The following is a 20,195-nucleotide window of genomic DNA, read 5'->3' as shown; positions in this document are numbered from 1 at the left end:
GGCGGGGCCGGGTGGGACCGGGTGTCGGCTTCCGGCCCGGACGGTGATTTCAGGTCGGGCTGGAGCAAGGCAGGATCATTGAGTCCGTAAAATATTGCCCAGCGGCAAATGATCACCCTAGGCTTGTCCGACGCAACCACGCGTCCGCCGGGCGTCCGCCGTCCGAAATGAGAAGGGACAGACCCGACGCCATGGTGAGCACGCAGCCGGTGATCCGGCCCCGGCAGACCCCTACGGTGGAGCCGGAGGACTCACTGGCCCTGTGGGACGGCGCCCCACCCCAGGTCCTCCTCATCGAGGACGACGAGGGCGACGCCCTCCTCGTCGAGGAACTCGTGGAGGACAGCGGAACCGAGGTCCGCCTCGCCCGGGCCCGCTCCCTGGCCGACGCCCTCCGCCTGCTGGAGACCAGGACCCCCGACTGCGTCCTGCTGGACCTGCACCTGCCCGACGCCCAGGGCCTGGACGGACTGAAGAAGGTCCTCGCCCGGTCCACCGAGACCGCGGTCGTGGTCCTGACGGGCCTGTCCGAGGAACGGGCGGGACTGACGGCCGTCGCGGCCGGAGCCCAGGACTACCTGGTCAAGGGCCGCCTCGAAGCCGACGTCTTCATGCGGGCCATCCGCTACGCGATCCAGCGCAAGCGCACCGAGCTGGCCGCCGTCGCCCTCCAGGCGGGCAGACTCCGCGCCGAGGAGAACGCCCGCCTCGAACGCGGCCTGCTCCCGACACCGCTGCTGCTCGACGACGCGGCCGACACCGTCACCGTCTGCGCCCGCTATCACCCCGGGCGCGCCCAGGCACTGCTCGGCGGAGACTTCTACGACGTCGTCCAGACTCCCGACGGCGCCACCCACGCCGTGGTCGGCGACGTGTCGGGCCACGGCCCCAGCGAGGCCGCACTCGGGGTCTGCCTGCGCGTGGCCTGGCGGTCCTTCGTCATGGCCGGCGCCCGCGGCGCGGAGCTGCTCGCCCTTCTGGAGCGGATCCTGGTGGCCGAACGATCGGGCCCGGAGATCTTCGCCACCCTCGTCTGCCTCACCCGTCCGGCCGGCGCCCACGCCGTGTCCGTCCAGCGCGCCGGGCACCCCGGCCTCCTGGTCCGCTCCGCGGGCGGCGTGGAGCTGCGCACCGTCCCCGGAGGGCCGGCGCTGGGCATCCTGCCGGGCTGGAGCGTCGGCTGGCCCGTCGGCGAGGTCGCGGTGGCGGAGGGCGACGCCCTGATGCTCTTCACCGACGGCCTGATCGAGGGCCGCGTCGGCCCCGGCTCCGACCGCCTCGACGAGGAGGGCCTGCTGGAGATCGCCCGCAAACACGCCGACCTGCCCGCGGAAGCCTTCGTCGACACCCTCATCCAGACGGCCCAGGGCCTCGCCGCGGACTGGGGCGGCCTGGCCGACGACGTCGCCGTCCTCCACCTCGAATGGAACCCGTCCCCGTGACCTCCCCCGCACAGCCCGCCGCCACCCGCCCCGGACGAGCCCGGGACCGCCAGGGGCCGAGCCTCCAGGCCTGGCTGACCACCGTGCTGGTCGTGCTGGCCCTGATGGTCGTCGGCACGGGAGCGCTCGGCGCCGCCCTGCTGTCCCGCACCACCACGGCCGGCAACCGCCTCGTCGACGAGATCCTGCCCGCCCAGCGGGACGCCCTGCGGCTGGAGACGGCCGTACTGGACCAGGAGACCGGGGTCCGCGGCTACCTGCTGGCCCACGAGCCCGCGCTCCTGGAACCGTACGAACGCGGCCGGACCGACGAGACCGGGGCCGCCGGCCGCCTGGCGACCGTCCTCCCCGACGACGAGGGCGTGCGCCAGGACCTGGCCGCCGTGCAGGAAGCCGCCCGGACCTGGCGGGAGGAGTTCGCCGTCCCCGCCATCACCTCCGTGGAGAACGGCACCACCCCGCCCTCCGCCCAGGCCGGCAAGGACCGCTTCGACGAGGTCCGCCGCCGGGTCGCCGCGCAGCAGGCACGCCTGGACCGCCTCCAGGACGACGCCCGCACCACCTTCGGCGCGGCGCGCACGCAGCGCGACCGCGTCCTGCTGGCGATCGTCGTCGCCTTCCTGCTCGCCGGCGCGACCCTCGCCGTACTGCTCCACCTGGGCGTACTGCGGCCGCTCGCCCGGGTGCGCACCGCCTCCCAGCGCGTCGCGGACGGCGCGTTCGAAGAGGAGATCCCGCTGTGCGGACCCTCCGACCTGAAGGCCCTGGCCCGGGCGGTGGAGGCCATGCGCCACCGGACCGTGGCCGAACTGAACAGCTCGCTGCGCAACGCCGAACGGCTCGACCGCACGGCCGCCGAACTCGACGCCCAGGCGGTGGAGCTGCGCCGCTCCAACGCCGAGCTGGAGCAGTTCGCGTACGTGGCCTCGCACGACCTCCAGGAACCGCTGCGCAAGGTGGCCTCGTTCTGCCAGTTGCTGGAGAAGCGGTACGGGGACCAGCTCGACGAGCGCGGCGCCCAGTACATCGCCTTCGCCGTCGACGGAGCCAAGCGGATGCAGGTCCTCATCAACGACCTGCTCACCTTCTCCCGGGTGGGCCGGGTCCAGGACACGCGCGAGACGCTCGCGATGGACGCCCCCCTGGACCGGGCCCTGCGCAACCTGGCCGCCGCCGTGGAGGAGAGCGGTGCGGAGATCACCCGGCCCGAGCGGCTCCCCGATGTCGTGGGCGACCCGACGCTGCTCACGATGCTCTGGCAGAACCTGGTGGGCAACGCCGTCAAGTTCCGCTCGCCCGACCGGCCACCGCGCGTGGAGGTGGCCGTGACCGACGACCCCGCCGCGGGGCCCGGCTTCCACACCTTCACCGTCACCGACAACGGCATCGGAGTACCGGCCGAGTTCGCCGACAAGGTCTTCGTCATCTTCCAGCGGCTCCACGGCCGGGAGACCTACGGCGGCACCGGGATCGGCCTCGCGCTCTGCAAGAAGATCGTCGAGCACGCGGGCGGACGCATCCGCATCGACACCGGCCACGTGGAGGGCACCCGCATCGTCTTCACCCTCCCCGTGGCCGAGGCCGCCGCCCCGGCCGCCGCCGAGTCCCCGGCGTCCGCCTCCGAGTCCGCGTCACCCGCCCCCGTACCCACCGAAGGAACCCCCCGATGAGCACTCCCACCGACCGGCCCCAGGCCACCCCCGCCGAAGTCCTGCTGGTCGAGGACGACGCGGGCGACGAGCTCATGACCCGGGAGGCCTTCGAGGACAACAAGATCGGCAACGTGCTGCACGTGGTGCGGGACGGCCTGGAGGCCCTGGACTTCCTGTACCGCCGGGGCGTCCACGCCGACGCCCCGCGCCCCGACCTGATCCTGCTCGACCTCAACCTGCCCAAGTACGACGGGCGGCAGGTCCTCGAACGCATCAAGACCGACCCGGAGCTGATGCACATCCCCGTGGTCGTGCTCACCACGTCGGCGGCCGAGGAGGACATCCTGCGCAGCTACAAGCTGCACGCCAACGCCTACGTCACCAAGCCGGTGGACCTCGACCAGTTCATCCGGGCGATCCAGCAGATCGACGACTTCTTCGTCACCGTGGTCAAGCTCCCCCGTACGAGATGAGGCCGGCGGCCGGACCGCTGACAGAGGCGAACGCGAAACGAGGAAACCGGACGTGAACAGCATGGACACGCACAACGCCGAGGCACGCAGCCGCGTCGAGACCCGTTCCGAGGGGGACGTGCGCATCGTGGTGATGGCGGGGGAGTTCGACATGGACAACGTCGCCGACCTGCGGACCGCGATGGATCCCGCGGCACCCGGTGTCGCCCGGTTCGTCCTGGACGTCGCCGAGGTGACCTTCGCCGACTCCACCGCGCTCAGCATCATGCTGCAGGCGGCCCTGGAGCACCCGGTGGTCCTGGCGGGCACCGTACCGCGGCGCCTGGCCCGCCTCCTGGAGATCACCGGTGCCGACCTGGCCTTCGCCACCGCCCCCAGCGTGACCGAGGGCGTCCGCACCCCCCTGCCGCCCCGGCAGACCTGACCGGCGGGGGGCGGGGGGCGGGGGGTCCCTTCGCGGCTGAAGGAGAGTCCGGGAGGTCAGCCGAGGACGACGACCATCTTGCCGAGGGCTTCTCCGGCCTCCATGACCCGGTGGGCTTCGACGACCTCGTCGAACCGGAAGACCCGGGTGGGACGGGCCCGGAGGGCGCCGGCGCCGATCTTGGCGTAGATCCGGTTCAACGGCACGTCGGTCAGCGGGAACGCGGGGGTGCCCAGGACGAAGGCGCTGCCGAAGAAGCTGAAGCGGACCCCGCTGGGAAGGTCGCTGATCGGGTTGAAGTCCCGCACCGGCTCGAATCCCCCCAGGAAGCCGAGCTGGCACACCCGCCCGCGGGGTTGGACCACGGCCAGCGAGTCGCGCAGCACCTTGTTGCCGACGACGTCGAACACCGCGTCGACGGCGATGCCCCGCTCGGCGACCTGGACGGCGAGCGCGCCGTCGTCGATGAGCACCTCGACGGCGCCGAGCTCCTTCAGCAGCGGCACGTGCGCAGGGTTCCGCGTGGTGGCGACCACGGCGGCGCCGTGGTCGACCGCGAGGCCGACGGCGGCCTGGCCGAGCGCGGAGGTCGCTCCCCGCACCACGATCGTCTCGCCCGCCCGCAGGTCCAGGTTGCCGAACAGGCCGCTCCACGCCGTCGCGTACACCTCGGGGACGGCGGCCAGGTCGGCCCAGCCGAGGGACGAGTGCACCGCCACCACGTTGGTCGCCGGTACGGTCACCAGTTCCGCGTAGCTGCCGTTGCGGGTGCGGCCCATGCCGCCGAGGATCGCCACCACCCGCGACCCGGAGGGGAGTCTGCCGGACGGGTCGGCCTCGACCACCCCGGCGCATTCGATCCCGGGGACGGCCGCCACCTCTCCCCAGGCTCCGCTGCGCATGTACGCTTCCGCGTGGTTGAGGCCGAAGGCCTTGACCCGGATGAGCACTTCACCCTCGGCGGGCACCGGGTCGGGCAGTTCGGCGAGAGTGAGCACCTCGGGGCCGCCGTGGGCGGAGACGACTACAGCCTTCACGTCGAGACTCCATTCTTGAGTGTGTATTCAACTATTGGTGCGGCAAAAGGGGCCACCGCGTGCGGTGGCCCGTGTGGCCCGCCGTCAGCCGTCAGCCGTCAGCGTCAGCCGAGAGCGGCGAAGGCGTTGTCGACGATCGCCCGCAGGAGCGCCTCGTCGGGATTGGCCTTCCCGACGACCATCAGTCCCTGGCATGTCGCGACCAGCAGCTTGGCGCTGCCGGCGCAGTCCAGCGCGGCACGCACCTGCCCCCTGCGGGCGGCGTTCTCCAGCGCGTGGGTCATGCACCGTTCGAGCCGGGCCAGGTGGCCGCGGACGACGGCCGCCGCCTCGTCGTCCTCGGCGGCCTTCTCGATCGCCGTGTTGACGAGCAGGCACCCCTGTCGGCCCTCGGGGCTGAGCAGGTCGCGCACCAGCCCGTCGAAGTAGCCGCGGATCTCGGCCACCGAGGCGCCCGCGGCCTCCAGCTCGCCGAGCTTCTCGGGGACGACCAGCCTGGAGTACCGCTCCAGCGACTTCAGGAACAGGGTGTGCTTGCCGCCGGGAAAGGCGCTGTAGAGGCTGCCCGGCTTCACCCCGGTCGCCTTCACCAGATCCTCGATGGACGTCGCCCGGTACCCACGCTCCCAGAACCGCAGCATGGCCGCGTTCAGGACGGTGTCGGGCTCGAACTCTCGGGGTCTGGGCATGAGGCAAACATAGATGAGCAACCATTCAAGAACAACCCCTCGCGACCGCAACACAGCGGAACAACAGCGAGCGGGTCACGGTCGCGTACGCGCTCCTGCGTGCTGCCGCAGTGCCGCAGGGCCACGTCGGCGCTTGACCTCAAGCAAGCTTGAGTTCCTAGGCTCCTTTCAGGGCCGCGGGAACCGACCGGCGGCGCCTTCCGAGGAGGTTCGCCATGACCGAGCGCACAGCCCAGATCGAGATCCCCGCCCGCTACCGCTACGCGGTGATCCCGCACATCATGGTCGAGGATGCCGCCGCGGCGATCGCATTCTACGAACGGGCCTTCGGCGCCCGGGAGGACTTCAGGATCGACGCTCCGGGCGGCGGGATCCTGCACGCCGAGATCACCGTCGGACGGTCGGTGCTGATGCTGGGCGACGCCGGCGTGAACGAGGCGGAGACCGGCTCCTTCGCCGCGCCGACCTCCCTCGGCGGAGGCACGTCGGTCACGCTGCACGTCTTCGTGCCGGACGTCGATGGCCTGGCGGAGCGCGCCCGGGCGGCCGGTGCCGAGATCCTCCAGCCGCCGACGGACATGTTCCACGGTGACCGCACCGCCATCCTCAGGGACCCTTCGGGCCACATGTGGGTGTTTCTGACCCATGGGGAAGACGTGTCGGACGAGGAGCTTCGGCATCGCCTGGCCGCCGCCGGGTAACCCCTCCCCCCTCGGTCGCTGTCCGAGGGACGGGCGTCATGGGCACCGCCACCGGCACCGGCACCGGCCCGCCGCAGCCGGGACGGCTCCGCGCACGCGTCCGCCGTAGCCGATGGGAATGGCCGGCGGATACGCGGCGAGGCCACTGGTTGTACGGGCGGTGGTCTCGATTGCGGGCATGTGCGGTTTCGACCGGATCACGATGCGCGTGGCTGACCGGCTCCGCGCAGGTCCGTGGCCCAGGGTCCCGTACGGTGTGGATCACCGCAGCCGCCGACCGCCCGCCCGAAGGGGCGCGTGGCGTGCCGCTGTTCCATCGCTCTTCTCATGGGGGAAACGCCGTGCGCCGCACGCTCGTCCGTCGTACCGTCCTGACCGCCTCCGCCGTGTCGCTGGCCCTGCTCACCTCCGCCTGCGGCTCCGGCGGCAGCGACGACAAGGCCGGTGACAAGGCGGAGGAGAAGCCGTCCGCGAGCGCTGCCGCGCCGTCCGCCGCCCCGGCCGCCAAGGGCAAGTCGGACGCGGAGACGGCAGCGCTGCTCGTCACCCAGGCCGACCTCAAGGACCAGATCGTGTCGGCCCAGGGAGCGGCCGGCGCCGCCGCGGTCCCGGCCGAGGTCGACAACGCCGCCTGCAAGCCGCTCTCCCAGGTCCAGACGGCGCAGAAGGTCGGTGCGCCCACCGGCTTCGGCCGCACCTCGGCCAAGGCCAAGCCGCAGGAACTGCCCGCGGGAGCCTCCGCCGAGGACAAGCTCAAGGCCGGCCTGCTGGCGCTCGGCGGGGACCAGACCCTGATCACCGTCGCCTCGTACGACGGCAAGGGCGCCGAGGACGCCTTCGCGTCCGTCAAGGCCGCAGGCGCCGCGTGTTCCGGCGGGTACACGGTGACCTACGAAGGCGACAAGACGAAGCTCGACAGCGTCACTTCGGCCCCCGTCCGGGCCCGTGACGAGGCGGTGCACTACACCGTGGTCATGGACCTGGGCGACGGCGAGAAGTCGACCGGCCACCTGGTGGCCGTACGCAAGGGCAATGCGCTGGCCACCTTCTACACGTTCGGCACCGCCGCGAAGTTCCCCGGCGACCTCGTCGATCTCCAGCTCACGAAGCTGGGCTGACCCGGCACGTCCATTCCCCGGGGGTGGTCCCCGGCCATACGGCCGCCGGCCGACTCCAGCAGCACCACCGCCCGCCGGAAACCTGGCACGCCGGTGCTGGAAGCCGGGTTCTGGCCGGTGAAGAGGTCGGCGTCCTGGACGGTGAATGCCTGGTACGGGTCACCGTTCGGACAGCAACGCGGCCGGACCGTGGCAGACCGCGCCGATGATCTTGCCGGCGCGGTCGGCCTCGATCAGCAATCGGCGCAGGCTCCGGTCCTGGAAGAGGTCGACCACGGGGCCGTGCCCGCCCGGCAGCACCACGGCGTCGTCATCGGAGGCCACTGAGCGCCTTCTGAGCGTGGGCCACGTGCCGGGCACAGTCCTCACCGGCGATCGCAGGGTCGGCGCTGTGCCTGTCCAGCGGCTGCAGCCGGTCACCTGCCGTGCGGGACCGGGCTGCGGGACCGGCTGCTCCGGCAGCACGTACACCGTCACCCGCCCCGGCCGCCTGAAGGCGGTCATCATCGGCCCTGACCTTCCTGGCTCCGCTCTGCCTAGGACTGACAGTCCCTGGTGAGGCGGCCGTGCCCGCAGCGAATCGACCACACTGGACCCATGGCCACCCCGAACCGCGAACTCGCCGATTTCCTGCGCCGGGCGCGTGCCCAGTGCGACCCAGCGCGCGCGGGATTGCCGCCGGACGACCGCGTGCGCCGCGTACCCGGCCTGCGACGCGAAGAGGTGGCACGACTGGCCGGAGTCTCCGCCGACTACTACGCCCGCCTCGAACAGGGACGCCACATCACCCCCTCACCCGCAGTGGTCGAAGCACTGGCCCGGGCACTGGAACTCGACGCCGCCGGCCGTGCCCACCTCAACAACCTCATCGGCACCACCACCGCGGTCCCCCGACGCCGTCGTCCGCCGACCGTCCAACGCTTGCGCTCCGGCCTCCACCAGCTGCTGGACTCCATGGAGGGCACCCCCGCCCTGGTCCTGGGACGCCGAACGGACGTCCTGGGCATCAACCGGATCGCCAAGGCGCTGTTCACGGACTTCGAGGCCCTGCCGCCGGCTCAACGCAACTACACGCGGTGGCTCCTCCTCGCCCCGGAAGCCCGCACCCTCTTCGTCGACTGGGACGTCCAAGCCCGCGCAGCCGTGGAAAACCTCCGCCTCGACGTCGGCCGTACCCCTGAGGACCAACCCACTCAGGACCTCGTCAACGAGCTGAAGGAAAAGAGCACGGAGTTCGACCGCTGGTGGCAGCAGCACCGCGTCCACCAGCGCACCCACGGAACCAAGCGGCTGCTCCACCCGCTCGTCGGGGAGGTCACCGTGCAGTACGAAACCTTCGCCCTCCCCGGAGACACCGAAGCAGCTGTCTTCCTCTACAGCACCGAAGCAGGCTCCCCGTCCCGGCACGCCCTCGACCTGCTCACCTCCTGGACGCTCACCCCCACCGTCCCCCGCAGCGAGTCCTGAACTCCGCGACCCCCGGTCCCCCGGCGTTCCGCCCCGGTCCGCGCGCCAGGACTGTCCGGCGCGGACGCCTCCAGCTCGACGTGCCGTCGGCGGGAGGCGACCGGTCTCGAACCCGCTTGTAACGTTCCGCCGTTCGGCGGCACTGACAGGTATGAGCCATGACGACCCGCGTGCAGTGCTCCTCGACCGCACGCCGCAGAAGAGCCCGAAGCGGAGCCGAAGGCAGCCGAGCAGCGCGCCATGAATCCATGACCGCTGCTGCTCCCACGTCAAGATCCCCCCAACCCGCTGACATCGGCAACGAAAGGCTGAGAACCATGACTGTCGAGACCGTCGAGACCGCTCCCACCTGCGCCTACCCCGGCTGCACCCACGCGCCCGAGCCGAAGGCGCCCGGCACGGAGGGTCCGGCTTCCCGTTACTGCGACCACCCCGACCACAACGCACTCGGCGCCTTCCGGAAGTTCCGCGCCAAGCGGCAGCAGCGCAAGGAGGACAAGCGCGCGGCGGCCGACGCCAGGAAGGCGGCCAAGGAGGGAGCGAACGGAGCGGCAGGGGCGGCACCCGTCGCCGGGCAAGCGTGGCCCGCCTCCTCCGCCCCGGGAGCCGAGGCCGTGTCCCCGGCGCACGGACACACCGCCGCCACCGGGACGTCCGAGCCCGCCCTGGCGCTGAAGGCCATGGAGACGACGGAAGCCACGGCTTCCATGGCGACGGCCGAGTGCGGCGACGGCGCCCAGCCCCGCGACACCGTCGTCGCACTCATCAAGCAGCTCTCCGCCGAACTTCCCGCCTACATAGAGGAGTTGGCGATCATCACCGACTCCGCGGCGGCCGAGGCGCGCATCGAGACGGTCACGCGCGCGTCCGCGCAGCGCATCCTCGCCGCCGAGGAGCGTGCCACGCTCGCCGAGGAGGCGGCCGACATGGCCGTCGCCGCGCTCGACGCCGCGATCGAGAAGTTCGCCCTGGAGACCACCGAGATCCGCGAGGAGGCCGCGGGCAGGGTCGCCGACGCCGAGTTCGTGCGGGCCGAGCTGGAGCGCTACCGCGAGCGCGTCGGCATGCTCGAAGTCCGGCTCGACGCCGTCCGCGACGAGGCCGACGCGCTGCGCCGCGCTCACGTGGCCACTCCGGAAGCCACGATCTCCCCGGCCACCCCTGCCGAGCACGCGCACCCCGCCGGGAACTGTTGAAGGTCGTAGACGGACCGGAGCGGCGGACGTTCATCCGTAACGTCCGCCGCTCCCTCCCTCTCTGAACACCCGCCCCCGCGCCGCGCCCCACGAACACCCGACACGAAACGGAAACCCCCATGTGCCGCAGCAAGCGCCGCAACGCCCTCTGGATCACCGCCGCCGCCCTCGTCGTCGTGGCGGCCGTCGGGCTGTACCTCTTCCAGCCCTGGAGGCTGTTCACCACGGACCGCGTGGATGAGGCGCCTCCCGCGGCCGCCGGCCGGCAGGCGGGCACGGTCAAGCAGGTGGCGAGCGGGGCGTTCATCTCACACGAGCACGAGACCAGCGGCTCGGTCGAGATCCAGCAGCTCGCCGACGGCCAGGCGACCCTGCGCCTGTCGAACCTGCGCACCTCCGACGGTCCGGCCCTGCACGTGTGGCTCAGCGACCAGCCGGTCAAGAAGGGCGGAGGAGACAACCTCGACGACGGCAGGCACATCGACCTCGGCGGCCTGAAGGGCAACGAGGGCAACCAGAACTACGCGATCCCCGCCGGCACCGACCTGAACAAGTTCACCACGGTGACCATCTGGTGCGAGCGCTTCAGCGCCTCCTTCGGCGCGGCCGCGCTGAAGCACGCCTGACGGAGGCGGCCGGCGCGGAAAGACGAGGAGCGGGTGGCATCGTGCCACCCGCTCCCCGGCCGCTCGGCGTCTGCCCGTGACGCGCTGCCGCCTGCGCCGCGACCGCGTTACGCGTGCCGCTGCCAGTCCCGGAAGGCGGAGAGGAGGTGCTGCCTGGCGTCCGACGAGATGCCGTCCGGCGTCAGTTCGCCCGTGGTGGCGATCGTCTGACGGAACTGGTCGAGGTAGGTCTCGCACCCGGAGCACTCCGCCAGGTGCTCGATGAACCGCCGCTCGTCCCCTTCGGACAACGCGCCGTCGAGGAAATCCGTCACGAGCTCCACGAAGTCGTTGCAGTTCACGCCCGCCCCCTCCCGCCCGCGACACCCTGGGCACCGAACAAGTACGACTCCAGCTTACGGCGTAGCAGAGCCCTGCCCCGGTGGAGGAGGACACGCTGGTTCCCCGGCGAGATCTCCAGGAGCGAGCAGACCTCCTCGGACCCGTACCCGGCGACGTCACGAAGGGTGACCACGGCACGGAGGCGGGGCGGGAGTTCGTCGATGGCCTCCGCGATCAGCTCGCGGACCTCGCCGCGCAGCACGTGGTCCTCGGGGATGTGCCAGGGACGGGGTTCCTGCCCGGCGACCCAGTGCCCGGCGTACTGCTCGCCGGGGGCGCGGAAGCGCTCGGCGTCGACGGTCGGCCCTGCCTCCTCCGGGAGCAGGCTGGCGAAGGGGACCGTCCTGCTCTCCTTGGTGCCGCGCGCCTTGGCGGTGTTGACGAGGATCCGGTACACCCACGTCTTCAGGGACGCACGGCCCTCGAAGTTGTCGATGCCCCGGATGACCGCCAGCCACGTGTCCTGGACGGCTTCCTCGGCGGAGTCCTTGGTCGACACGAACGACATGGCGAGCCGGAGCATGCCGCCCGACCAGGAGTCCAGGACCAAGGCGAACGTCTCCTCGTCACCTGCGCGAAGGCGCTGCACCAGGACCTCGTCCGAGGGCAACTCGCGTGGGGCCGCCATGATTCTCTCCTTGCCGGCGTCAACTGGAAGCGTCAGCCTAGGGCAGCGGAACACGGGCGGGGTCCGCGGGGGTGCGTTCGGTCATCTCCCTGTAAGGACCTTCACGGCCGCCGGACGCCGGGGTCAGTCACGGGGCAAGCCGCGGAAGGCGCCGAGGAGTTGATCGCGCAGGGCGGAGGGCAGCTTCGGGCCGGGCAGCGCACCCACAGCCGCGCTGGTCTGCCGGAACTGGTCCAGGTACGTCTCGCAGCCCTCGCAGCGCGCCAGGTGGACGAGACAGCGCAGCTCGGTCGGCTCGCCCATGGCGCCGTCGAGGAACTCGGTCACCAGCTCGACGAACTCGGCACAGTTCATGACACCTGCCTGTTCTCGTGGGGCGGACGGTCGACTCCTCACCTGCTCGTCCCGGTGAGGAGTCAACACCTATCACGCTGCTGTGGCGCTGCCGAACCACGCGCGGATCACGTGCGGCCACGCCGCACCAGCCGCCCGGGCCGGCATGCGGCGAGCACGGCCCGCGGGTCGCACAGCGCGGTCGGTGGAAGGAGCTGGTAGATCTGCAGCAGGGCGCGGTGCAGCTGCGGGCTGTGCCCGACCCGGTTCATGAGGCGTTCCATCAGCCAGGCGACGGCCGGGCCGAGTGCCGAGGGCCGCTGTGTCCATCGCGAGTCCTGTGCGGTGGCCAGCAGCCAGGGGACGGTGGTGCGGCGGTGGATGCGGCGCTGCGTCGTCCGGGTCCAGTCGGAGCGGTGGTGCGGGCCGCGGACCGCGTCGCGCAACGCCTCGGCCTGCATGGCTGCGACGGTCATGCCCTGTCCGTAGATCGGATTGAAGATGCACAGACTGTCTCCCAGGACCAGGAACCGGTCGGGCCGGCGCGGCATCCGGTGGTAGAGCTTGCGACGGTTGATCAGCTTGGCGTAGGGGTGGATCGGAGTGTTCGGGCCGATGTGCGCCGCGAGTTCCGACAGGGCCGGCGAGCCCAGCTGGTCGACCCGCTCACGGAAGCCGTCCGGGTCAGTGGGCGGCCGGTCGGGCCCGCGTCCGTACAGCATCAGCAGGACCTGCCGGTCCTGAAGGGCCGCCACCAGTCCTCCGCGCCCGCGTGTGACGTGCTGCCCGATCTCGTACAGGGCCCCCGTGAACCCCAGCTCCTGCGGTGTTCCCAGCCAGGCGGTCGCGTACGACCGGCCGGAGTCGACCCGCTGCTCCTCCGGGGCGGGGTATCCCAGCGCCCCCAGCCAGGCGGTGGCCTGTGAGCTGCGTCCGCTCGCGTCGACCACCAGGTCCGCCGCCAGGAGTTCCTCGGCGAGGTCACCGCCGTGAGCGGTCCGTACTCCGGTGACCGGTCCGCCCGGGCGGTCCGCCAGGAGGCCCGTGACCGGACTGTTCTCCCGCAGCACCACGCCCGGCAGCGCGCGCACCCGGGTCCGGAGCCGGGCTTCCAGGAAGTTCCGGGTGAAGAGCTGGGCCCGCAGGCCGAAGGGCCGCGGCGGTACCACCCGGCCGTGAACGGACAGCAGGAACCCTTCCCCCAGATCGAAGAGCGGGGCTCCGTCCGCGGCCAGCTCCTGCAGCATGCCGGGAAGGAGCTTCTCGATCGACCGCGCACCGCGCATCAGCAGGCCGTGGAACTGCCGGGCCTGCGGCACACCGGCCCGGAAGTCCTCTCCCTCGGGCAGCACGTCCCGCTCCAGGACCACGACTTCGTCGAAGGCTCCGGCCAGTGCGGCGGCCGTCAGCAGGCCGGCCATGCTTGCGCCGACGACGACCGCCCGCGACTCAGCCACCGCCGCCCTCCCCTTCTCCGGGCACGCCGCGGTCTGTGGCGGTGCCGGTCGTGGCTGCCGTGGGTCCGGCCGCCGGCCCGTTCGTCTCGTAGAGGCGCCGGTGGTCGCGGATGCCTGCGAGGCGGTAGGGGCCGGGCGTCGAGGCCGCCGTGGCGTACCGGCTCCCGTCGGTGGGCAGCCCGCTGCCGTGCAGGTCGCGGTAGGCCGCGTAGCCGACGGGCCGACGGTCGGTGACGGCGGCGTGGTGGGCCTCGGTGCGGAGGTGGTCGCGGTAGCCGGGGCGGACGGTGGCGGTGAGGAACTCGGCGACGCTGCCGGATCCGTAGCTGAAGAGGCCCACCGTCTCGCCGTCGAGGGGGGTGCCACTGTCCAGGAGCGCGGCGAGGGCGACGTACAGGGAGGCGGTGTAGCTGTTGCCGAGCAGCTCGTTGTACGTGGTGGTGGGGGCCAGGGCCGCGGCGATGTCCTGCGGGCCAGCGGGGAGCCCGGCCTGCTGGAGCAGGTGGTGGTGTGCCTTGTGGGCCATGCGGGTGAAGGGCTGGTGGTAGCAGATGGTGTGGATGTCGCGGAGGGTTGCTCCGCCGCGCCTCCGGTAGTCGCCGAAGGCGCCGGTGAGCGCGTGCAGGTAGGCGTCGATGGAGGCCCTGCCGTCGACCAGGGCCGTGGTGCGGTAGTTGGGGCGCCAGAAGTCCATGACCTCGCGGGTGAAGACCCCGGAGGGCGTGTCGATCTCCAGCAGCGCGGGCCGGGCGGTGACGAGGAAGGCTGCCGCGGCGGCCCCCTGGGTGGGCTCCCCGGGGCTGTCGAGGTCGTAGCGTGCGATGTCGCTGGCCAGGACGAGGACCTGCTGGTCCGGATCACGGTGGACCAGGGCGGTCGCGAACTGGAGGGCGGCCGTCGCGCCGTAGCAGGCCTGCTTGAGCTCGACGACCCGGATGTGCGGGGGCAGGCCGAGCAGGGAGTGCACGTAGAGGCCGCCGGCCTTCGCCTGGTCGATCGAGGTCTCGGTGGCGAAGACCAGGGTGCGGATGCGGTCGGCGCCGTGGCGTCCGACGACCGCGGCGGCCGCGTCGGCCGCCATGGTGACGACGTCCTCGTCGGGGGCGGGGATGCTCATCGCCTTCTGCCCGATGCCCCGGTGGTACTTGGCGAGCGGTACGCCGGTGTGGCCTGCGAGTTCGGCGTGGGTGAGCTGGAGGCTGGTGGTGCGGAAGGTGAGGTCGTGGATGCCGACGGGAACGCTGTCACTGGGCATGGCTCGGTCCGGTTGATCGTTCGAGGCGGGTGTGGGCCGACATGAGTTCGCCGGGGTTGGTCTGCGCGGCCAGCAGGGACAGTTCCCCGCACAGGACGGTGGCGGCGGCCAGTGCGGCCAGCCGGCGGGCGTTCGCGCCCGTGGGACGGTCCTGCCGGCAGCCCAGGCGGGTGAGGGCCTCCTCGACCCCCGGCAGTCCTTTGCCGTTGCCGACGGTCCCGACGATGAGGTTGGGCAGGGTGCAGGAGAAGTAGAGGTCTCCGTCGCGGTCCTCCGCGTAGGTGACGCCCTGGGAGCCCTCGACGATGTTGGCGGCGTCCTGGCCGGTGGCGAGGTAGAAGGCCAGGAGCATGTTGGCGTAGTGGGCGTTGGCGGACCGGATGCCGCCGGCGAGCAGGGTTCCGATCAGGTTCTTCGTGGTGTTGAGACGGGCGATGCGGGCGGCGGTGGTGTGCAGGCGCCGCTCCACGACCGCTCGGGGCACGAGGATCTCGGCGGTCACGTTCTTGCCCCGGCCGAGGATGCCGTTGACGGCGGTGGCCTTCTTGTCGGTGCAGTAGTTGGCGGAGATCGAGCCGTAGCCGATGCCCGGGACGTGGGTCAGGAGGTGGGTGAGCAGGGCGTCCGCCGCGAGGGTGGCCATGTTGTGCCCGGAGGCGTCACCGGTGGCGAACTCCAGGCGCAGGTAGAGCAGGGGCCCGACGATCTCGTGGCGCACCGCGAGGAGTTCGGCGAAGCGGCTGGTGGCGCGGGTGATCGCGCGCAGCTCCTCGAAGCGCGCGTCGACGGCCTGGGCCGCGGCGTGGGCGCCCTGGGCGTCGCGGGCTTCGACGAGGACGGAACGGGTCATGCGTTCGTCGACCAGGGTGGCGGTGATCCCCGCCCCGACCTGGAGGGAGACGCGTGCGCCGCGGGCGACGGAGGGCCACAGCGGTGATTCGTAGGTGGCCAGCGGAACGTGGGTCTCGCCCTGGGCGGCGTTGCCGCTGATGCGCAGCGGGCCGACCCAGCGCAGCGGGACCCGGGTGCCGGCGGGCTCGTCGGCCACCCCGTTGACGGCCTGGGCGGGCACCGTGGTGGAGGTGACGGCGGGTTCGGATGACATCAGGTGTCCTTCCCGGACTGGAGGCGGATGCCGCGCTGGGCGCAGAACTCGTGCAGGGCTCCGGTGAGCAGGAGCTCGCACGAGGCGAGGTCGGCGGGGGTTGGCGCGCCGAGCAGGGTCATCAGGGCGGTGAGCTGGTCGATCCACGTGGTGATCCTGGCGATGAGCGCGTCGGGGCCGCCCGCGGTCACGGTGGTGAGGAAGGGACCGGAGGAGCCGACGGCGCGGGCGCCCAGCGCCAGCGCCCGTACGGCGTCCAGGGGGTGGCGGACGCCGCCGGAGGCGAGCAGCGGCAGTCCGCTGTCGCGGGCGTCCAGGAGCGCCTCGGCGGTGCTCAGTCCCCAGCCCTCCAGGTAGGCGTAGTCCGCCTCGGGGCGCCGGCCGTTCTCGATGCGGGCGAAGTCGGTCCCACCGCGGCCGGCCACGTCGGCGGCGGCCACCCCCAGCCGGGCGAGGTGCGCCACGGTGCGGCCGCTGAGGCCGAAGCCGACCTCCTTGACGATGACGGGCACCCCGACGGCCTCGGCGATGGCGGTGATCGCGGCGGGCCAGTGCCCGAAGGAGCGGTCCCCTTCGGGCATGACGGTCTCCTGCACGCTGTTGAGGTGGATCTGCAGCGCGTCGGCTTCCAGGAGGCCGACGACGCGGCGGGCCTGTTCGGGGGTGGCGTTCGCGTTGAGGTTGGCCATCACGAACCCGTCGGGATGGTGACGCCTGACCGTGGTGAAGGTCTCCGCGGTGCCGGGGTCCTTGAGGTAGGGGCTGAGGGAGCCGGTGGCGATCGGCAGTCCGGTCTCGCGGGCCGCGATGGCCAGGTCGCGGTTGATCCGGCCGGTGGCGGCCGTGCCGCCCGTCATCGCGTTGATGTAGAGGGGGACGGGCCAGGTCCGTCCGGCCACCGTGGTGGTCAGGTCGACGCGGTCACGGTCGGTTCCGGCCAGGGCGTGGTGGACGAAACGCACGTCGTCGAAGGTGCTGGGGCGGTCGGCGTGCGGACCCTCGTGCTGGGCGACGGCCAGGCGGACGTGGTCGTCCTTGCGGGTGGCGTTCATCGGATCGTCCTCCGGGCTGGGGTGCGCGGCGCACGGCGTGTGGTGGGCGGCGGGCAGGGACGCAGGGGCAGCGGGACGATGCCCGCCTCGGTCCACCGCCGGTGGAGTCCGTCGACGGACGCGTCGGCCGGGAGCAGGGCGATGCCGCAGTCGCCGCCGCCGGCCCCCGACGGCTTGGCCTCTCCTCCGGCCTCCTGAGCCGCCCTGCACAGCGCGGTCAGCAGGGGGGTGGAGATGCCCAGCCCCGTCCGGCGGTCGAGTTCGCCGAGCAGCCGGCGGGCGTCGTGGACGGCCGCGAGGAGCGCCGGGGCTTCGTCCCGCAGCAAGGCTCCGGCCATCGCGGTCGTGATGCGCTCGCTGTGGAGCAGGAAACGCCGGTGGTCGTCACTGCCCCGCCAGCCGGTGCGTCGCAGCAGGCCGATCCGTGCGCCGGTGGAGGCGGCCTGACCGGTCCACCCCGGATGCACGCTCACGGCGGCCGGCACGGGCAGGAGCCGTACCGACAGGCCCGGCCAGGGAGCGCCGAGGGTTTCCAGGACGCCGTGGGCGCGCAGCCGCCCCAGCAGGGCGTCGCGGTCGGGGGAGCGGTAGAGCAGCAGGCTCTGCCAGGTGGCGGCCGCGAGGTCGGCGCCGGAGGGGCCGGCGTCGACGGTGACGCTCGCCAGCATCGCCAGCCGGAACTGCTCCTCGCCGGCCAACGGGATCCCCAGGTGGCCGCCGAGGGCCCGCACGGCGGCGACCGTGACCGCGCCGCTCGATCCCAGGCCCACCTTGACCCCGTGCCGGTGCAGCTCGCTGCGTACGGTCAGCCGGACCGGCACGCGCCCGAGGCCCGACTCCGTGCACAGCCGGTCCACCGTGTCGACCACGGCGGCCAGGTGGACGAGGGCACCGGCCAGGTGTCCGGCGTCGCGTCCGTCGCACACGGCGAGCCCGCGGGGGCCGCGGCGCAGCCCGACCGGATGGTCGAGCAGGTCGGTGACCAGCTCGACCTCGGCGTGTTCCGGGGGCGTGGCGGTGACGGTCACGTACCGGTCGACGGCCATCACCACGGCGGGCCGGCCGGGTTCGAGCACCGCGTACTCGCCGACGAGGAGGAGCTTGCCCGGGGCGCGGGCCGTCGCCGGCGCGTTCACCGTGCCGCCTCCGCCCCGGGGTGGAGGGCGGCTGCCGGCCCGGGCCGGGCGACGACGGCGGGGAACCCCGTGGCGGTGGTCAGCCGCTCGGCGATCCGGGTGGCCTGGTCGCCCGGGCACAGGACCTTGACGTTGGGCCCGGCGTCCATCGTGGCCCAGCAGCCGGCTCCGGCGGTGCGCAGGGCGCGGACCTGTTCGAGCACCCGGTGCGACTGCTCGGTGAGGTAGCGGACGGGCGGGTCGGCGCTCTCCAGCGTGGCGTGCATCCCCAGGGCGTTGTGCTCGGCGATCTCCCCGGCGGTGGCGAGGTCGCCCGCCTCCAGGGCGGCCCGCATGTGCCGCAGGTCGAGCCGGGTGGCGGCGAGCCACGCCGGGAACAGCGGGGAGGTCGCCACGGTGCGGCGCATGGCCTCGCGGCTGGAGACGGACTTCGGCCCCGTGTCCAGCAGGACCACCACCAGGGCGGCGTCGACCCGGACCCCGGCCAGCGGCTCGGCGTAGCAGGCGGCGTCGGGGTCGGGTGCGTGCGGGCCGGGCGCGTGCCACAGGGCGAAGCCGCCGAAGACCGACCGCGCGGCGGAGCCCGAGCCCCGCCGGGCCAGGCGGGACAGGCCCGCCGGGTCGAGGCCGAGCCCGTAGGCGGCGGCCGCGGCCAGGGCGAGGGCGGCGAAACCGCTGGCGGAGGAGGCCAGTCCGGCGCCGACGGGGACCGTGTTGCGGGTGGCGACCGAGGCGCGGTCGTCGCAGGCGGACCGCTGCCGGACCAGGTCGAGGAAGCGTACGACCCGCCGGGCGGCCTCCTGCGACGCGGGGCGGCCGTCCATGGTCACGGTGTCGGCCGGAGCCCCCGGACACCGGGTGACGCAGGTCGTGGTCGGGAAGACGTCCAGGGTCATGGACAGGCTGTCGGCCAGCGGCAGGACGAGCTCCTCGTCCTGTTTGCCCCAGTACTTGACCAGTGCGATGTTCGGGTGGGCGGTCGCGACGGCGGTGGACGCGTCAGTCATCTTCTCCTCGCTCGGCGATCGAAGCGGTCCAGGTTTCCCGCGCCCCCTGACGGGTCAGCTCGGCGGCGATGCCGGTGGCGGCCTCGGGCGTGTCCGCCAGGGCGATGACGCAGCCGCCCATCCCGCCGCCGCTGAGCTTGGCGCCCAGCGCCCCGTGGCCGAGGGCCGCGCGGACCAGGCGGTCCAGTGCCGGCGTACTCAGTCCCAGCGAGGCCAGGAGCCGGTGCGTGTCCGTCAACGCCGGTCCCACGAGGTCGAGACGACCGTTGCCCAGCGCTTCCAGCGCCCTGGCGGTCAGGGTGGCGGAACGGCTCACGAAGGAGGCTTGCCGGCCCGGCCGCCGGCGCAAGGCGTCGCGCACCAGGGCGACGGCTTCCCTGGTGCTGCCGGACTCCCCGCTGTCGGCGACCACCACCCAGGCCGGGGCGGCGACCCTCGGCACGCTCACCCGGCCGCTCGCCAGCAGCACGGGCCCGATGCTGCCGGTGGCGAGGGCGTCGATCCCGCTGGACCGGCCGTGCGTCCGCGTCTCGGCGAGCTGCACCAGGTCGAAGACGTCGTCGGCGGACAGCCGCAGCCGCAGCAGGTCGTCCAGGGCGTGCACCGCCGCGCGGGCGCAGGCCGCGCTGGACCCCAGCCCGCGCCCCACCGGTATGCCGCTCTCCAGGACGAGCTCCACTCCGAACACCTCGCCCGGGCAGAACCGTTCCACGGTCTTCTCGACCAGGTACCCCAGCGCCTGGGGTGCCCGCGAGCCGGCCTCCTCTCCGGCCGTGGCACCCGCCGCGTCCCGGTGGCGGTAGCCCCTCAGGCCGTGCCCCGGCGGTCCGCTGAGCACGGCCGAGGCCGTGCAGGACAGGCCGGGAAGGGGCAGTGCCACCGCGGGCGCGCCGTAGACCACGGCGTGTTCCCCGAGCAGGATGGCTTTGGCGTGCGCGCGGCCCGCTCCGATCCGCCCGGGTTCCGGGGCGCAGCGGATCACGTGTGCGGGTGCGTCTGGATCGGCGGTCATGGGG

22 protein-coding genes are annotated in these 20,195 nt (G+C 72.8%); 9 read left to right on the top strand and 13 right to left on the bottom strand.

Features of this window, described 5'->3' with window-relative positions; genetic code table 11:
• Positions 1 to 191 precede the first annotated feature (191 nt).
• The 4 genes from WDV06_RS11595 to WDV06_RS11580 all read left to right on the top strand — a co-directional run bounded on the left by WDV06_RS11595 (position 192) and on the right by WDV06_RS11580 (position 3,991).
• Complete coding sequence (locus WDV06_RS11595) at positions 192 to 1,442, top strand: PP2C family protein-serine/threonine phosphatase (RefSeq protein ID WP_395509587.1); 1,251 nt, start codon at positions 192 to 194, stop codon at positions 1,440 to 1,442.
• Positions 1,439 to 3,112 carry a sensor histidine kinase gene (locus WDV06_RS11590; RefSeq protein WP_395509586.1) on the top strand — a complete coding sequence of 558 codons (1,674 nt, stop codon included), beginning with the start codon at positions 1,439 to 1,441 and terminating at the stop codon, positions 3,110 to 3,112. The genes WDV06_RS11595 and WDV06_RS11590 overlap by 4 nt, the downstream gene beginning before the upstream one ends.
• The gene (locus tag WDV06_RS11585) at positions 3,109 to 3,567 is read left to right on the top strand and encodes a response regulator (protein WP_395509585.1); all 459 of its coding nucleotides are present in this window, start codon (positions 3,109 to 3,111) and stop codon (positions 3,565 to 3,567) included. The genes WDV06_RS11590 and WDV06_RS11585 overlap by 4 nt, the downstream gene beginning before the upstream one ends.
• Before the next feature lie 61 nt (positions 3,568 to 3,628).
• Complete coding sequence (locus WDV06_RS11580; RefSeq protein ID WP_395509629.1) at positions 3,629 to 3,991, top strand: STAS domain-containing protein; 363 nt, start codon at positions 3,629 to 3,631, stop codon at positions 3,989 to 3,991.
• 56 nt (positions 3,992 to 4,047) lie between these two features.
• Here WDV06_RS11580 and WDV06_RS11575 read toward each other — a convergent pair whose 3' ends face one another.
• Together WDV06_RS11575 and WDV06_RS11570 are read right to left on the bottom strand one after the other, a co-directional pair.
• Complete coding sequence (locus WDV06_RS11575; RefSeq protein WP_395509584.1) at positions 4,048 to 5,028, bottom strand: zinc-binding dehydrogenase; 981 nt, start codon at positions 5,026 to 5,028, stop codon at positions 4,048 to 4,050.
• Between the two features lie 104 nt (positions 5,029 to 5,132).
• Entirely contained in the window at positions 5,133 to 5,717 is a 585-nt protein-coding gene (locus tag WDV06_RS11570) for a TetR/AcrR family transcriptional regulator (protein ID WP_395509583.1), read from the bottom strand.
• A 215-nt stretch (positions 5,718 to 5,932) separates the two neighbouring features.
• On the opposite strand from WDV06_RS11570, the gene WDV06_RS11565 reads away from it, so the two are divergent.
• On the top strand, positions 5,933 to 6,418 hold the full coding sequence (locus WDV06_RS11565; RefSeq protein WP_395509582.1) for a VOC family protein: 486 nt from the start codon (positions 5,933 to 5,935) through the stop codon (positions 6,416 to 6,418).
• A gap of 341 nt (positions 6,419 to 6,759) precedes the next feature.
• Positions 6,760 to 7,536 carry a hypothetical protein gene (locus WDV06_RS11560; RefSeq protein ID WP_395509581.1) on the top strand — a complete coding sequence of 259 codons (777 nt, stop codon included), beginning with the start codon at positions 6,760 to 6,762 and terminating at the stop codon, positions 7,534 to 7,536.
• A gap of 159 nt (positions 7,537 to 7,695) precedes the next feature.
• On the opposite strand, the gene WDV06_RS11555 is transcribed toward WDV06_RS11560, so the two are convergent.
• A complete protein-coding gene (locus tag WDV06_RS11555; protein WP_395509580.1) occupies positions 7,696 to 7,860 on the bottom strand; it encodes a DJ-1/PfpI family protein in 165 nt (54 codons plus the stop codon).
• Positions 7,861 to 8,133: 273 nt separating this feature from the next.
• On the opposite strand from WDV06_RS11555, the gene WDV06_RS11550 reads away from it, so the two are divergent.
• The 3 genes from WDV06_RS11550 (at position 8,134) to WDV06_RS11540 (ending at position 10,825) form a co-directional block, all read left to right on the top strand.
• The gene (locus WDV06_RS11550; RefSeq protein WP_395509579.1) at positions 8,134 to 9,003 is read left to right on the top strand and encodes a helix-turn-helix transcriptional regulator; all 870 of its coding nucleotides are present in this window, start codon (positions 8,134 to 8,136) and stop codon (positions 9,001 to 9,003) included.
• 317 nt (positions 9,004 to 9,320) lie between these two features.
• On the top strand, positions 9,321 to 10,199 hold the full coding sequence (locus WDV06_RS11545) for a hypothetical protein (protein ID WP_395509578.1): 879 nt from the start codon (positions 9,321 to 9,323) through the stop codon (positions 10,197 to 10,199).
• A 119-nt stretch (positions 10,200 to 10,318) separates the two neighbouring features.
• Complete coding sequence (locus WDV06_RS11540) at positions 10,319 to 10,825, top strand: DM13 domain-containing protein (protein ID WP_395509577.1); 507 nt, start codon at positions 10,319 to 10,321, stop codon at positions 10,823 to 10,825.
• A gap of 107 nt (positions 10,826 to 10,932) precedes the next feature.
• On the opposite strand, the gene WDV06_RS11535 is transcribed toward WDV06_RS11540, so the two are convergent.
• The 10 genes from WDV06_RS11535 to mvk all read right to left on the bottom strand — a co-directional run bounded on the left by WDV06_RS11535 (position 10,933) and on the right by mvk (position 20,191).
• Positions 10,933 to 11,166 (bottom strand): anti-sigma factor family protein, encoded by a 234-nt coding sequence (locus WDV06_RS11535; protein ID WP_395509576.1) that lies wholly within the window; start codon positions 11,164 to 11,166, stop codon positions 10,933 to 10,935.
• The gene (locus tag WDV06_RS11530) at positions 11,163 to 11,834 is read right to left on the bottom strand and encodes an RNA polymerase sigma factor (RefSeq protein ID WP_395509575.1); all 672 of its coding nucleotides are present in this window, start codon (positions 11,832 to 11,834) and stop codon (positions 11,163 to 11,165) included. Before WDV06_RS11530 ends, WDV06_RS11535 begins: the two co-directional genes overlap by 4 nt.
• Before the next feature lie 123 nt (positions 11,835 to 11,957).
• The gene (locus WDV06_RS11525; RefSeq protein ID WP_395509574.1) at positions 11,958 to 12,188 is read right to left on the bottom strand and encodes an anti-sigma factor family protein; all 231 of its coding nucleotides are present in this window, start codon (positions 12,186 to 12,188) and stop codon (positions 11,958 to 11,960) included.
• 107 nt (positions 12,189 to 12,295) lie between these two features.
• Complete coding sequence (locus WDV06_RS11520; protein ID WP_395509573.1) at positions 12,296 to 13,624, bottom strand: NAD(P)/FAD-dependent oxidoreductase; 1,329 nt, start codon at positions 13,622 to 13,624, stop codon at positions 12,296 to 12,298.
• Positions 13,617 to 14,879: a hydroxymethylglutaryl-CoA synthase gene (locus WDV06_RS11515; protein WP_395509572.1), complete on the bottom strand. Its 1,263-nt coding sequence runs from the start codon at positions 14,877 to 14,879 to the stop codon at positions 13,617 to 13,619. Before WDV06_RS11515 ends, WDV06_RS11520 begins: the two co-directional genes overlap by 8 nt.
• Entirely contained in the window at positions 14,869 to 15,984 is a 1,116-nt protein-coding gene (locus WDV06_RS11510) for a hydroxymethylglutaryl-CoA reductase (protein WP_395509571.1), read from the bottom strand. Before WDV06_RS11510 ends, WDV06_RS11515 begins: the two co-directional genes overlap by 11 nt.
• Positions 15,984 to 17,036, bottom strand: coding sequence for a type 2 isopentenyl-diphosphate Delta-isomerase (gene fni / locus WDV06_RS11505; protein WP_395509570.1), 1,053 nt, complete (start codon positions 17,034 to 17,036; stop codon positions 15,984 to 15,986). The genes WDV06_RS11510 and fni overlap by 1 nt, the downstream gene beginning before the upstream one ends.
• Positions 17,033 to 18,172, bottom strand: a complete 1,140-nt coding sequence (locus WDV06_RS11500) for a phosphomevalonate kinase (protein WP_395509569.1) — start codon at positions 18,170 to 18,172, stop codon at positions 17,033 to 17,035. Before WDV06_RS11500 ends, fni begins: the two co-directional genes overlap by 4 nt.
• Complete coding sequence (gene mvaD, locus WDV06_RS11495) at positions 18,169 to 19,179, bottom strand: diphosphomevalonate decarboxylase (protein WP_395509568.1); 1,011 nt, start codon at positions 19,177 to 19,179, stop codon at positions 18,169 to 18,171. The genes WDV06_RS11500 and mvaD overlap by 4 nt, the downstream gene beginning before the upstream one ends.
• Positions 19,172 to 20,191, bottom strand: coding sequence for a mevalonate kinase (gene mvk, locus WDV06_RS11490; RefSeq protein WP_395509567.1), 1,020 nt, complete (start codon positions 20,189 to 20,191; stop codon positions 19,172 to 19,174). The genes mvaD and mvk overlap by 8 nt, the downstream gene beginning before the upstream one ends.
• Between the last annotated feature and the right edge of the window lie 4 nt (positions 20,192 to 20,195).

The organism is Streptomyces racemochromogenes, assembly GCF_044129415.1.
Lineage (GTDB): Bacteria > Actinomycetota > Actinomycetes > Streptomycetales > Streptomycetaceae > Streptomyces > Streptomyces racemochromogenes_A.
This window is presented reverse-complemented; position numbering and strand designations above follow the sequence as displayed.

Coding starts and splice junctions, on each gene's coding strand:
- WDV06_RS11595 (WP_395509587.1), top strand. CDS start 192: ATGGTGAGCACGCAGCCGGTGATCCGGCCCCGGCAGACCCCTACGGTG.
- WDV06_RS11585 (WP_395509585.1), top strand. CDS start 3,109: ATGAGCACTCCCACCGACCGGCCCCAGGCCACCCCCGCCGAAGTCCTG.
- WDV06_RS11580 (WP_395509629.1), top strand. CDS start 3,629: ATGGACACGCACAACGCCGAGGCACGCAGCCGCGTCGAGACCCGTTCC.
- WDV06_RS11570 (WP_395509583.1), bottom strand. CDS start 5,717: ATGCCCAGACCCCGAGAGTTCGAGCCCGACACCGTCCTGAACGCGGCC.
- WDV06_RS11565 (WP_395509582.1), top strand. CDS start 5,933: ATGACCGAGCGCACAGCCCAGATCGAGATCCCCGCCCGCTACCGCTAC.
- WDV06_RS11550 (WP_395509579.1), top strand. CDS start 8,134: ATGGCCACCCCGAACCGCGAACTCGCCGATTTCCTGCGCCGGGCGCGT.
- WDV06_RS11545 (WP_395509578.1), top strand. CDS start 9,321: ATGACTGTCGAGACCGTCGAGACCGCTCCCACCTGCGCCTACCCCGGC.
- WDV06_RS11540 (WP_395509577.1), top strand. CDS start 10,319: ATGTGCCGCAGCAAGCGCCGCAACGCCCTCTGGATCACCGCCGCCGCC.
- WDV06_RS11530 (WP_395509575.1), bottom strand. CDS start 11,834: ATGGCGGCCCCACGCGAGTTGCCCTCGGACGAGGTCCTGGTGCAGCGC.
- WDV06_RS11525 (WP_395509574.1), bottom strand. CDS start 12,188: ATGAACTGTGCCGAGTTCGTCGAGCTGGTGACCGAGTTCCTCGACGGC.
- WDV06_RS11515 (WP_395509572.1), bottom strand. CDS start 14,879: ATGCCCAGTGACAGCGTTCCCGTCGGCATCCACGACCTCACCTTCCGC.
- WDV06_RS11510 (WP_395509571.1), bottom strand. CDS start 15,984: ATGTCATCCGAACCCGCCGTCACCTCCACCACGGTGCCCGCCCAGGCC.
- fni (WP_395509570.1), bottom strand. CDS start 17,036: ATGAACGCCACCCGCAAGGACGACCACGTCCGCCTGGCCGTCGCCCAG.
- mvaD (WP_395509568.1), bottom strand. CDS start 19,179: ATGACTGACGCGTCCACCGCCGTCGCGACCGCCCACCCGAACATCGCA.
- mvk (WP_395509567.1), bottom strand. CDS start 20,191: ATGACCGCCGATCCAGACGCACCCGCACACGTGATCCGCTGCGCCCCG.